The following is a 12,491-nucleotide window of genomic DNA, read 5'->3' on the forward strand; positions in this document are numbered from 1 at the left end:
ACGAAGCACAGACGCTGATCAGCCGGGCGGGCGAACACCCCGAGGACGAACCGGTCTGGATGTACTTCTACGACGAGACATGGTTCACCCTTCAACGGGGCATGGCAGCGATGCACCTGCACGATTGGCAGACGGCCGCGGATCACCTCACGGTGGGGCTCAACGCCCTGCCGGACGAGTACCGACGTGACAAGACGTGGTACCGGACCTGTCTCGCTCATGCCCTCGCTGGTGCGGGTGAGTCGGCGCAAGCCGTGGCGGTGGCGGTGGCGAGCGTTCCTGACGCGGCGGCGGTCGGACGGCCGCACGCCTGGAACGAACTGCACACCACAGCAGCCGTATTGCTGCGCCAGGGCGCGACAGAAGGGTCTCAACTCGTAGCGGCGCTACGAGAGTTCGACTGACCCTATGTGCCTCCGCCCTGCATGGGGTTGCAGACCTGAGCTGGAGTAGTGCCGCAGGTGGGCACGCCGCCGGCCGGAGAGGGTTGGGGCGGGAGCTGCCATGGGGCGAGTGAACGGGGGCCTTACGCTGCTTGGCGGATCGGGCAGTCCCGGGGCCTGCCGTCCGGTGTGTCACGCCGTCGGCTGCTCCTCCAGACGCGGGAAGAGGACCGCACCCTTGGTGATCGTCGAGCCGGGTGGCAGCTGACCCCAGGTGCCGGAGTCCTGGACCTTCTGGGTCGCGATGGGGCCCAGGGCCGGTTCGGCGCCCAGGGAGTCCCAGAGCTGCTGGGAGGTGTCCGGCATGACCGGGTTGAGCAGGACCGCGACCGCGCGCAGGGACTCGGCAGCCGTGTAGAGGATGGTCGCCAGGCGGGCCTGGCCCTCCTCGGTCTTGTCCTTGGCCACCTTCCAGGGCTCCTGCTCGGTGATGTAGCCGTTGACCTGCTTGACGAAGTCGAAGACGGCGAGGATGCCGCCCTGGAAGTCCAGCTCGTCGCCGACGCGGCGGTCGGCTTCCGTGACCGCCCTGGTCAGGCCGTCGTGGATCGACTGCTCCGGCTCGCCGGCCGCGGTCGCCTCCGGCAGCTCGCCGCCGAAGTACTTGCCGACCATGGCCGCGACGCGGGAGGCGAGGTTGCCGTAGTCGTTGGCCAGTTCGCTGGTGTAGCGGGCGGAGAAGTCCTCCCAGGAGAACGAGCCGTCCTGGCCGAAGGCGATCGCGCGCAGGAAGTACCAGCGGTACGCGTCCACGCCGAAGTGTGAGGTCAGGTCCTGCGGCTTGATGCCGGTCAGGTTGGACTTCGACATCTTCTCGCCACCGACCATGAGCCAGCCGTTCGCCGCGACCTTGCCGGGCAGCGGGAGGCCGTTCGCCATCAGCATCGCCGGCCAGATGATCGCGTGGAAGCGGAGGATGTCCTTGCCGACCAGGTGGACGTCGGCCGGGAAGGTCGACTCGAACTTCTCCGGGTTCTCGTTGTAGCCGACCGCCGTGGCGTAGTTCAGGAGCGCGTCGATCCAGACGTAGATGACGTGCTTGTCGTCCCAGGGGATCGGGATGCCCCAGTCGAAGGTGGAGCGGGAGATGGAGAGGTCCTGCAGGCCCTGTCGTACGAAGTTCACGACCTCGTTGCGCGCGGACTCGGGCTGGATGAAGCCCGGGTTGGCCTCGTAGTGCGCGAGCAGTTTGTCGCCGTACTCGCTCAGCTTGAAGAAGTAGTTCTCCTCCTGGAGCAGTTCGACCGGCTTGCGGTGGATCGGGCACAGCTGCTGGCCCGCGTACTCGCCCTCGCCGTCGAGCAGCTCGCCGGGGAGCTTGTACTCCTCGCAGCCCACGCAGTACGGGCCCTCGTAGCTGCTCTTGTAGATCTCGCCCTTGTCGTACAGGTCCTGGACGAATTCCCGCACGCGGTCCGTGTGCCGCTTCTGCGTGGTGCGGATGAAATCGTCGTTCGCGATCTCCAGGTGCTCCCAGAGGGGCTTCCAGGCCTCCTCCACGAGCCTGTCGCACCATTCCTGGGGACTGACCCCGTTGGCGTCGGCGGTGCGCATGATCTTCTGACCGTGCTCGTCCGTGCCGGTGAGGTACCACACCTTCTCGCCGCGCTGACGGTGCCAGCGCGAGAGCACGTCGCCTGCGACGGTCGTATAGGCGTGGCCCAGGTGAGGAGCGTCGTTGACGTAATAAATCGGGGTGGTGACGTAGAACGCCTTTCCACCCTGCTTCTCGGATCCAGTGGCCGCCATGGTCGAAATCCTACTGGGCCCGTGAAGATCGACTCACCTGCGTTTCGGGGGGTGGACGGCGTCGGACGGCGGTCCACCCCCCTGGTGCGTCACGGGCGCCAGTTCGCCAGTACGGCCTCGTAGAGCTCCGTGTCCGTGAGCTCGCGGGGGGTCTCGCCTGCGAGGAAGTGGGCCGTGTTGGGGGTCTTGAGCTTGCGGAGGTAGTCGAAGGCCTTGTTCTCGGGGTCGCCGAAGGCGACGAAGGAGAAGAAGACGGCGGGGTGGGTCTTGGCGGCCTCGGTGAGGGACTGGGTCGCGGGGGTCTTGGCGTCGGGGGCGCCGTCCGTCTGGAAGATCACCAGGGCCGGGGTGTCCGGGGATACGGTCCTGGTGTGGTGGGTGATCACTTCCTCGACGGCCACGTGGTAGCTGGTACGGCCCATGCGGCCGAGGTCCGCGTGCAGGTCGTCGATCTTGTTCTCGTGGTTGGTGAGGGTGAGCTCGCCGGTGCCGTCCAGTTCCGTGGAGAAGAAGGCGACGTGGACGGTGGCCTCGGGGTCGAGGTGGACGGCGAGGGCGAGGATCTGTTCCGCGAGGGCCTGGGCGGAGCCGTCCTTGTAGTAGGGACGCATGGAAGCGGAGCGGTCGAGGACGAGGTAGACCTTGGCTCGGGTGCCGGTGAGGTCGTGCTTCTTGAGGGCGGCGCCGGCGGCGTTGTAGGCGGTGGTGAGGGAGGGGGCGGTGGAGCGGAGGCGCGCTGCTGAGGTGGCCGGTTCGGCGGCCTCGGCTTCGCCTTCGGCCGGGGAGGTGTTCCCACCTGCACCACCCGTGGCGCTTTCGTTGCCGGGTGCGGGTGGCCCCTGTGAGGCGGGCTCGCCGTCGGCGGGTGCGGGTGCGGGGGTCGGCTCGGCCTCGGCTTCGCCATCGCCTTCGGCCGTTGCGGGGGCCGGGGACTCGTCGGGCTCCGGAGCGACCGTCTCCTGCACCGGCTCCGGTTCCTTGACCGGCTCCGGCTCGGTCGCCGGCTCCTGGGCCGCGGTCGGCTCCTCGACGACCACCGGCTCGTCCGTGGCCGCAGGCTTCTCCGTCACCGTCGACTCTTCGGTGACCGTCGGCTCCTCAACGGCCGCCGGCGTCTCGATCACCTGCGGCTCCTCAGCGACGGCCGGCGTATCGGTGGCCGTCGGCGTCTCGGTCACCTGAGGTTCTTCAGCGACGGCCGGCGTCTCGGCGACCGTCGGCTCCTCAGCCGCCTCCGGCTCCTCCGTCACCGTCCCCGTCTCCGCCACCCCCGTCGTCTCAGCCGACGTCGGCTTCGGTGTCGGGGCTCGTTCGTCTGAGCGGGTTGGCCTTGGCACCGTGAAGTTGTCGAAGGCGGCGGTGACGAGTTCGTGGGCCTCGTCGGTGCTGCGGGGTTCGGGGACGTGGGGGGTGGGGGTGGGCTCCGACGAGGGGGACGGGAGCTTCGGGGACGGAGCGGGGGAGGCGGTGGCCGGCTCCGAGCGCGGTGTCTCCCGGGTCGTACCCGGCGTGGCTTCCGGGGCGGCTTCCGAGGCAGCCGACGGCCCGTCCTCCGGGGCAGCACCCGGGGCGGTCTTCGAAGCAGCGCCCGAGGTGGTACTCGAAGCAGCAGCCGGAGTGGTCCCCGAGGCCTTTCCTGCCGGTGCCTCCGGCGTGCTCTCCGGTGCGGTGCCCTGCGTGGTGCTCTCCGTGGCGCTCTGCGTCGTGCTCGCCGTGGTACCCGGCCCCGGCTCCGGGGCCGGGGCCGTCTGCGAAGTCGTCGTAGCCTGCGCCGCACCCTCCGGTTCAGTGGTCCGTGCTTTGCGGGACCGGCCGAACGCGTTCCGCAGGAGAGTGAGAATGCCCATGTGCGCAACCCTTCGCGTGAGGTGAAGCCCGTCAATCCCTGGCCAGGACGGACACGTAAGGTTAACGGCCCCTGCTGATGATCTCGGGCTGGGTCTAGGGTAGGGCGGCACCCTTGTCAAGGTCGCTTCGCCTCGGCGTCCCCGGCGGGGGGCCCGTGCCGCTCCGTGTGCTGCCAACTTCCTGACAGCTGCCTCGGGTTCACTCGCTGTTCACCCAGCCGCCCGACTGTCGCACATATGCGCCCCTACCGTCACGCTGACACCAAGGGCACCCTAGGGGAGAGCAAAGTGCGCAAGCTGCTGCCGTTGATCGGAACGCCGTCCGGTTCTCATCCTGGCGGCCGGTCCGCCATGACCTGTCGTTTCCGGTGTGGTGACGCCTGCTTCCACGAGGTGCCCAACACCAGCTCCAACGAATACGTCGGCGACGTCATCGCCGGCGCCCTCAGCCGCCGCTCGATGATGCGCGCCGCCGCCGTCGTCACGGTCGCCGCGGCCGGTGCCGGGGCCGTGAACGTCGCCGGTGCCCCGGACGCGAACGCGGCGGCCGGGACGTCGTACCGGGGTGACAAAAACGGCAAAACCAGGGGCGCTCGCGGGCTGCGGTTCGCGCCCGTCGCGCCCAACACCGCGGACGCCGTGACCGTGCCGGACGGCTACCGGCAGAACGTCGTCATCCGCTGGGGCGAGCCCATCCTGCGCGGTGCGCCCGCCTTCGACCCGGAGAAGCAGACCGCCAAGGCGCAGGCCGGGCAGTTCGGGTACAACTGCGACTTCCTGTCGCTGCTGCCGCTGCCCGGGGAACGGAACCGGCAGCTGCTCGTCGCCAACCACGAGTACACCGACGAAGTGCTGATGTTCCGCGGGTACGACGCCGACAACCCCACCCGCGAGCAGGTCGAGATCGCCTGGGAAGCGCACGGGCTGTCCGCGGTCGTCGTCGAGGAGGACCCGCGCACCGGCAAGCTGACCGCCGTACCGCGCCACCACCTCAACCGGCGCGTCACCGCCACCTCCGAGTTCCGGCTCACCGGGCCCGCCGCCGGGTCCGACCTGGTCAAGACCTCCGCCGACCCGAGCGGCAGCAAGGTGTTCGGCACCCTCAACAACTGCTCGGGCGGCACCACGCCGTGGGGCACGACCCTGCACGGCGAGGAGAACTTCAACCAGTACTTCGCGGGCGGCAGCCGGGCGACGGACAAGCGGTACGGCATCGGGACCGCGGGCACCGAGCGCAAGTGGGAGAGCTTCGACAAGCGGTTCGACCTCGCCAAGGAGCCGAACGAGGTGCACCGGTTCGGCTACGTCGTCGAGTTCGATCCGTACGACCCGACCTCCACGCCCCGCAAGCACACCGCGCTCGGGCGGTTCAAGCACGAGGCCGCGACCGTCCGGCTCACCCACGACGGCCGCCCGGTCGTCTACTCCGGTGACGACGAGCGGTTCGACTACTTCTACAAGTTCGTCAGCAGCAAGCGGATGAAGAGGGGCTCCTCGCGGGCCGTGCGGGAGCACAATCTCTCGCTGCTCGACGAGGGCACGCTGTACGTCGCCAAGCTCACCGGCGACTCCCCGGCCATCGAGATCGACGGGACCGGGAAGCTTCCGGCCGACGGGGAGTTCGACGGCAGCGGCGAGTGGATCCCGCTGGCCACCGCCACGGCCGACGGTGCGGTCTCGCACGTCGACGGGATGACCGCCGAGGAGGTGTTCGTCTTCACGCGGCTCGCCGGCGACAAGGTGGGCGCCACGAAGATGGACCGGCCCGAGGACATCGAGCCCTCACCGGTCACCGGCAAGGTGTACGTCGCCCTCACCAACAACACCAACCGCGGTGTCGGCAGCAACGCCAAGGCGGACGAGGCCAACCCGCGCAACGCCAACAAGCACGGGCAGGTGCTGGAGCTGACCGAGCGCTGGAACCGTCCGGAGAGCACGAAGTTCGCCTGGTCGCTGTTCCTGGTCGCCGGTGACCCGGAGGACCCGGCCACCTACTTCGCGGGCTTCCCGAAGGACAAGGTCAGCCCGATCTCCTGCCCGGACAACGTGGCCTTCGACCCGTACGGCAACCTGTGGATCTCCACTGACGGCGCCCAGCTCGGCTCGCACGACGGCCTCTTCGGCGTCGCGACGCGCGGTGCGCGGCGCGGTGAGCTGAAGCAGTTCCTGACCGTGCCGACCGGTGCCGAGACCTGCGGGCCGATCATCCAGGACCGCCGGGTGCTCGTCGCCGTGCAGCACCCCGGTGAGCTGGACGGCGCGTCCGTGGAGAAGCCCGCGAGCACCTGGCCGGACGGGCCGGGGACGTACGTGCGGCCCGCTGTCGTGGCGGTGTGGCGTGCGGACGGGTGCGACATCGGCGTCTGACGTCCGGACACACAGGAGTTAGGGGAGTGCTGGGACCGGCGGCCGCATCGCACCGTCGCGTTCCAGCCACTCCCGGTACGCCGGTGCCTGCCGTGCCGCCTCCCGGTACGCCTCCTCCAGCGCGGGGTAGACGCCGTCGAGGTCCGTCTCCGTACGGGCGGCGAGGAGCAGCCGTACGCCGAGCGGGTCGCCGTGCAGGCGCCGTACCGCCATGTCGGGGCTGGAGGCGTGGGTCGGCTGGCAGACGGTGACCACCTCGCCGGTGGCGACCAGGGCGCCGGCCGTGTGGTAGTCGCCGTGCAGGACATGGGGTTTGACGCCGGCCGCGCGGAACATCCGCTGGACGGCGTCCCACTCGCCGTCGACCATGGGGTCGATCATCCAGCGGTCGTCGGCCAGGTCGCGCAGGTCGACCTCCGGTTTCGCCGCCGCCGGATGGCCGGCCGGCAGGGACACGAACTGCGGTTCGCGCTCGAGCAGGACGCGCAGCCGCAGCTCCTCCGGGACGCGCAGCGGGCAGCCCTCCACCTCGTGCACGAAGGCGACGTCGAGCTGGCCGTCGGCGACCATGCGCAGCAGTGCGTTCGGGGAGACGTTCATGTGCAGCGTCGGGTCCTGGCCGTGGCCGCGCAGCCGGCGCAGCCAGCCCGCCAGGGCCTTGCTGGCCGTGGAGCCGACGCGTAGCTGAGGTCCGCCCGCCGCGGCCGCGCGTGCCTCGGCCACCAGGGAGCGCATCTCGGCCACCAGTGGGCGGGCGCGGCTCAGCACCAGGCGGCCCAGTGGGGTGGGGCGGCAGCCGGATCTCTCGCGGACGAACAGGGCGCCGCCCAGCTCCTGCTCTATTCGGCGCAGCTGTGTGCTCAACGACGGCTGGGCCAAGCCGAGTTGGCGGGCGGCGCGGTGCAGGCTGCCGGTGTCGGCGATGGCGCACAGGGCGCGGAGGTGTCTCACGTCGAGCTCCATGCAGGGCGAGCGTAAAGCGGAGCCACAGCTTTCACCAGACCCGCAAATCCACTGCGACATCGTCGAATTGGGCAGTGATAGTCCCGTCCTATCGCCGGTTGGCATCATCACAGGCGCCACACATGCGCCGACACTCACCGATGACGCTTTGACTCACCCCCCACATCAAGGAGTCATCGATGCGTATGCGCATGTCCACGTCTGCGTTCACGGCGACGGCAATCTGCCTCGGTCTCGGGGCGTTCGGTCTGGGTACGGCTGTACCGGCCGCGGCGGCGCCCACCGCCTCCACCGGCTCGGTCGCCGGCTACGCCGGGTCGGCCGAAGAAGCCACGGCCAACCGGGCCTTCTTCGAGGCCGTCCTGAAGTCCGCCGCCGAGAAGCGCGCCGCGAACCCGAAGGCCGCCGCCGCCGTCACCGTCGTCTACGACGCCTCCGGTGCGCCCAGGTTCAGCGCGCAGATAGCCCGCAGCACCGAGATATGGAACAGCTCGGTGTCGAACGTGAAGCTCCAGGCGGGCTCGAACGCCGACTTCACCTACCGGGAAGGCAACGATCCGCGCGGCTCCTACGCCTCCACCGACGGGCACGGCAACGGGTACATCTTCCTCGACTACCAGCAGAACGAGGAGTACGACTCCACTCGCGTGACCGCTCACGAGACCGGGCACGTGCTCGGGCTGCCGGACCACTACGAGGGGCCGTGCAGCGAGCTGATGTCGGGCGGCGGGCCCGGGCCGTCCTGCACGAATGCGGTTCCCGACGCGAATGAGCGGGCGCGGGTGGACCGGCTGTGGGCGAACGGGATCGCGGCGGCGCTGGACAAGGCGCTGCACAAGAGCGTGGGCTGAGCCTGCGTTCGTTGTGTGTCGCCGGTGCTGGGGTTGCTGACGGGTGGGTTTCGCTTGCCCGCGCTGGCGGGGTGCCGCCGGTGCCTATTGCCCGTGCAGGGTGACGTCCGCGACCACTGCCCGGTGGTCTGTGTCGGCGAGGTCCAGGAAGCGGGATCGGTCTGCGGAGAAGTTCTCGGAGAGCAGGATGTGGTCGATCTGGACGCCGAATGTCGGGGCCGTGCTGGATGGCCACGTCGGTGTGCGGTCGGCGCCGGTGAGGCGGGCCGCGTCGCGTAGGCCGGTGTCGAGGATGCGACGGAAGGCGGCGTGGTCCTGGGATGCGTTGAAGTCGCCGGCCAGAACGGTCGGCGTCCGGCGGTCGGCGGCGGCGTAGTCCCGCAGCCGGTCCAGTTCCCGCCTCCACAGTCCGGTCTGGTCGGGCAGCGGGGGCATGGGGTGCGCGAGCTGGAGGCGTACGTCCTGCCCCCGCACGTCGGCGACCGCGCCCGGCATGCCCATCGTGCCGGACACGCCGTCGGTGCCCTTCAGCGGAAAGCGGCTGAGGATGACGGACCCCTCGGAGCCGCCGCCCTCGACGGCCTGCCGGTGCGGATAGTCCCGCGCCAGCTCACGCCCCAGCAGCGCGTCGCACGTGTACTCGCACTCGGACACGAACATGATGTCCGGCTTGTGCCGGCGTACGGCGGAGACAAGGGCCTCCGTGCCGTTCCCGAACTCGACGTTCGAGGTCAGCACCCGGAACGTGGCCAGCGGGGGCCCGGTCGGATCGTCGCTGGTGCCGTACGGCTCGATGTACCAGGCCAGCAGGCCCAGCAGGACCACGCCCCAGGCCGTGCCGATCCACCAGCGGGCCAGGCCCGCGAGCAGCAGGCCCGCACCGGCGGGGGCCAGCAGCCACGGCAGGAACGCGAGGACCTGCGGCACCGGCGGCGGCCCGTCGCTGTCGGCGACCCGGAACCCCACGACCACGCTGACCCCGGCGAACAGCAGCGCGGCGACCCAGGCACCGAACCGTCGCCCCGCGCGGCGGCGCTCCTCCGGCACGTCCTCGGTGACCCTCCACTCGGCAGCGGCAGTATCCAAGTCCCCGGCCTTCCGCTCGCGCTCCTCCTTCAAGGACGGGGGGTACGAGAGGAAAGTTCCCTCAGTACGGTGCCTCCCGCGCGACCTCGGATGTTCGTCGGCGGTGCCGTACGACAGGCCCGTACCGCCCCGTCAGCCAGGAGGCCAGGGCCGCCGTCAGGCCGAGGGCGACCAGGAGCCAGGACACCGTGCGCAGGGGGGCCGTGAGGGCGTCGTAGACCGCGCCCGCGGCCGGGCGGTGGGCCGGGTCGGGCAGGTCGGCGAGGGTGAAGTGGCGGCCGAGCGCGACGGACAGGGCGAGCAGCGCGCCGCCCAGGGCGGTGCCCAGGCCCATCGCGGTGACCGCGCGGCGGCGGCAGGCGGCCACGGCGATCCCGGTGGCCGCGAGGACGAGGGCCGCCAGCGGCAGCCAGAACGCGGCGGCGTCCAGCACGTGGTACCCCTTCCTCAGCCGGTCGGCCTGCGCGGCCGGGAGCACGGTGACCTCGGTGTGCTCGACCGGGATGTGGTCCGCCAGCGGGGCGTGGTCGTGGGCGAGCCGGGCCTTGATGCGGGCGGTGACCGGGGCCAGGTCGACGGTGACGGGGGCGCCGCTGGTGCGGCTGTCGCGCAGGGCGTGCAGGACGGCGTCGTGGACGGCCCGGTTCGCCGCGTCCCACCCCGCGCGGAAGGCCTCGGTCCGGGTGAACGAGCGGGCCGCGTCCCGGACGAAGGGCCGCATGGCCGCCCCGTGCGCGGACCCGGCGCCGAGCGTGGGGCCGACTTCGCTCAGGACACCGTCTCCGACCCTCTCCGCGACCGTGCCCCGCACGTCCGGGTCGGCGGCCAGCGGGGCCATCGTGGTGACGTACCGTCCGGTGTCGGCCAGGCCGTACGCCGCCCAGGCCGCGAGCGTGCCGAACGGCAGCAGCAGGCAGGACAGGGCGATCAGGGCCGCCGACAGGGCGTTGCGCGGGTGCGGGGCGGGTGCGGGCACCTCTTCAGGCAACGGTCCGGGTGCCGGGGCCGCGAACGGCCGCACTGCACATGGGCGCATACGTCAAGCCGAACGGGTGTTACCCGGCCCTGGGAGAGGAGGCCCCCCGCACGTTGTCCGCAAGTCTTCCGTACTGATCAGCTCTGCGTCTGGAGCTGCCGCAGCTGGCGCTGGACGTGGTCCAGGGCGCCCTCGCGGCGGCCGGGGACTCGGCTGCGCAAGTCCGCGAGGGCGGGGCCGAGTTCGCGGGCCTGGGTGGTGTCGCGGATCTGGCCCCACTGGTGGTGTGCGCGGTCGACGGCCGCCTCGACGGCGGGTGCGTCCGCGGGCTGGCCCGCGCCGAGCCGGGCGGTGGCCACCGCCAGCCAGGTACGGCAGCTGCGCACCGCGTCCCCGGCGAACATCGCCAGGTCCGCCCGGACCTCCGTCCAGTGCAGCGCCTCCTCGGAGGCGACCCCGTGCGCTTGTACGGCGGCCTGCTCGTGCTGCGTGGCGAGCGTATCGGCATCGGCGTGCCGCCCGGCCTGGACGGCGGCGCTGATGGCGGCGTGCGGGTCTGCGACACCCAGCCCGTCCGGCGATTGAGGACGAGGCCGTTCGGGCCGAACCGGGGGTCTGGGGGCGGAGCCCCCAGGGACGCCCACACCGACGCCGGGCGCCGCCGAAGCACCGTGCGCCGCCAGCACAAGGTCCCCTTGGCCGTCGTACCCGTCACTCCCCAACCGCACCATCGCCTGCTGATGCAACTGCTCCACCGGCGGTCGCCACCCACTGCGCAGAATCGTCGCGACCGCCTTCATGTACGCGGGGACGGCCACCGCCCGCCGCGACCCCGGCGGCGGCGCGATGCGGCCGTAGACGGCGTGCTCGCGGCCGGAGTCGAGCGGATGCGCCCGCAGCCACTCCCAGGTCTCCGCGTCGGCGTGCAGATCGAGCAGCAGCGTCGTCGTCCCGGTGGGCCGCAGCCGCAGCTCCTCCCGGATCCAGTGCCAGGGCAGGGCCGTGTAGCGGACCGTGGACGGTGTGGTCCGGGCCAGCGCGAGGTGGGGCAGGCGCTGGCGGCGGTCCAGCTGGAGCTGGCCGGTCACGTACACGGTGAGCGGTCCGGGCGCGGCCGCGGCGGCGCGCAGCCGGGTCAGGACGGCCTGCGGTTCCAGCGGGTCGGCGAGTTCGACGACGTTCGCCGTGTCGGTGCCGGCCAGCACGGCGGGCGGCACGGCGGCGAGGACGGGCAGCACGGAGGCGGCGTCCACCAGGCACCCCTTGCCCAGTGGCGAGGCCGCCAGCAGTAGCACGGTTCCGGGCATGGTCCCCACCCCCTGTGTCGATCACCTACGGCAGCACCGTAACCGCTGCGGCTGCAAAGGTGGGTCTCAGGTCTGCAAACGTCCCCCTTCGGGGCCTTCGTCGCCTCCCCCGCCGTACCGGGTCCGCCCGCCGCACCGCGAAGATCGTCGTGTCGTCGCCGAGGTGACCGCCGGTGTGCCGCAGCGTGCCCAGTGGCCGCGCGCCGCCGCCCGGCAGGGCCCGTACTCCATGGGGGCCGGTGACGAGCGGGGTGTCGTGGCCGAGGGCGACGAGGTCCACCCCGTCCGGCGCGCCTGGTAGTCGATGGCGAGGATGCCGGCGAGCAGCAGCAGCGGCGGCATCCGGGCCACGCCGCGGCCCGCTGGTGATTTCGTCCGACTTGCCAGGGCACCCGCCCAGGTGTGCTCTGGAGGGGCGGGGGCGAGGAGCGGAAGGAGAGCTCTCATGGCGCAGGCGGCACCCGCGTCCGGCGGGACGGCCAGGCAGACCCGTACGCCCGATGTGTTCGGCGAGCGGACCCACACGGCCGCGAAGTGGGCGGCACCCGTCCTCATGGGGCTGGTCTACGGCTACTGGGCCGCGGCCAACCGGCGCCACGGCGGGGAGATCACCGGCTGGAACCTGCTGTTCGGCTTCGTGACCGCGTTCGCGTTCATGGTGCTGTACGTCGCCGTACGGGCGCTGGCCCCGCGCATGAAGCGCGAACGGCACGCGCTGACCTGGTTCGCGTTCACCGGCTGCGCGGCCGGCTTCCTGCACAACCAGAGCGGCCAGACCGTGCTGTGGTCCGCGGCGGTGGGCCTGATCGTCGGGGCGTCGTTCTTCGCCGTGCTGTTCTACCGCTACTACACGCACGAGGACGCGGCGGGCCGCCGCGTCGGCTGACGGATCGGGGGGGGGG

General features: G+C 71.4%; 10 protein-coding genes and 1 pseudogene. 5 read left to right on the forward strand and 6 right to left on the reverse strand.

The window, feature by feature from the left end; genetic code table 11:
• Positions 1–404: pseudogene (locus H8R17_RS30245) on the forward strand (XRE family transcriptional regulator); the annotation flags it as partial.
• Between the two features lie 171 nt (positions 405–575).
• Here H8R17_RS30245 and metG read toward each other — a convergent pair.
• Both metG and H8R17_RS30255 read right to left on the reverse strand, forming a co-directional pair.
• Positions 576–2,192, reverse strand: coding sequence for a methionine--tRNA ligase (metG, locus tag H8R17_RS30250; protein WP_187826411.1), 1,617 nt, complete (start codon positions 2,190–2,192; stop codon positions 576–578).
• Between the two features lie 89 nt (positions 2,193–2,281).
• On the reverse strand, positions 2,282–4,039 hold the full coding sequence (locus tag H8R17_RS30255; protein ID WP_187826412.1) for a VWA domain-containing protein: 1,758 nt from the start codon (positions 4,037–4,039) through the stop codon (positions 2,282–2,284).
• 288 nt (positions 4,040–4,327) lie between these two features.
• On the opposite strand from H8R17_RS30255, the gene H8R17_RS30260 reads away from it, so the two are divergent.
• Entirely contained in the window at positions 4,328–6,406 is a 2,079-nt protein-coding gene (locus H8R17_RS30260) for a PhoX family phosphatase (protein ID WP_187826413.1), read from the forward strand.
• A gap of 18 nt (positions 6,407–6,424) precedes the next feature.
• Here the strand turns inward: H8R17_RS30260 and H8R17_RS30265 are convergent, their stop codons facing one another.
• Positions 6,425–7,369, reverse strand: a complete 945-nt coding sequence (locus tag H8R17_RS30265) for a LysR family transcriptional regulator (RefSeq protein ID WP_187826414.1) — start codon at positions 7,367–7,369, stop codon at positions 6,425–6,427.
• Positions 7,370–7,548: 179 nt separating this feature from the next.
• On the opposite strand from H8R17_RS30265, the gene snpA reads away from it, so the two are divergent.
• Entirely contained in the window at positions 7,549–8,220 is a 672-nt protein-coding gene (gene snpA / locus H8R17_RS30270) for a snapalysin (RefSeq protein ID WP_187826415.1), read from the forward strand.
• An 84-nt stretch (positions 8,221–8,304) separates the two neighbouring features.
• On the opposite strand, the gene H8R17_RS30275 is transcribed toward snpA, so the two are convergent.
• The 3 genes from H8R17_RS30275 to H8R17_RS30285 all read right to left on the reverse strand — a co-directional run bounded on the left by H8R17_RS30275 (position 8,305) and on the right by H8R17_RS30285 (position 11,589).
• Complete coding sequence (locus H8R17_RS30275) at positions 8,305–9,306, reverse strand: endonuclease/exonuclease/phosphatase family protein (RefSeq protein ID WP_187826446.1); 1,002 nt, start codon at positions 9,304–9,306, stop codon at positions 8,305–8,307.
• A 61-nt stretch (positions 9,307–9,367) separates the two neighbouring features.
• Positions 9,368–10,282 (reverse strand): hypothetical protein, encoded by a 915-nt coding sequence (locus H8R17_RS30280; RefSeq protein WP_187826416.1) that lies wholly within the window; start codon positions 10,280–10,282, stop codon positions 9,368–9,370.
• 137 nt (positions 10,283–10,419) lie between these two features.
• Positions 10,420–11,589: a hypothetical protein gene (locus H8R17_RS30285; RefSeq protein ID WP_187826417.1), complete on the reverse strand. Its 1,170-nt coding sequence runs from the start codon at positions 11,587–11,589 to the stop codon at positions 10,420–10,422.
• A 163-nt stretch (positions 11,590–11,752) separates the two neighbouring features.
• On the opposite strand from H8R17_RS30285, the gene H8R17_RS49445 reads away from it, so the two are divergent.
• Both H8R17_RS49445 and H8R17_RS30295 read left to right on the forward strand, forming a co-directional pair.
• Positions 11,753–11,890 carry a hypothetical protein gene (locus H8R17_RS49445; RefSeq protein WP_187826418.1) on the forward strand — a complete coding sequence of 46 codons (138 nt, stop codon included), beginning with the start codon at positions 11,753–11,755 and terminating at the stop codon, positions 11,888–11,890.
• A 144-nt stretch (positions 11,891–12,034) separates the two neighbouring features.
• Positions 12,035–12,475: a hypothetical protein gene (locus H8R17_RS30295; RefSeq protein ID WP_187826419.1), complete on the forward strand. Its 441-nt coding sequence runs from the start codon at positions 12,035–12,037 to the stop codon at positions 12,473–12,475.
• The last annotated feature ends 16 nt before the right edge of the window (positions 12,476–12,491 follow it).

It is taken from the genome of Streptomyces sp. TRM68367, assembly GCF_014495685.1.
GTDB lineage: Bacteria > Actinomycetota > Actinomycetes > Streptomycetales > Streptomycetaceae > Streptomyces.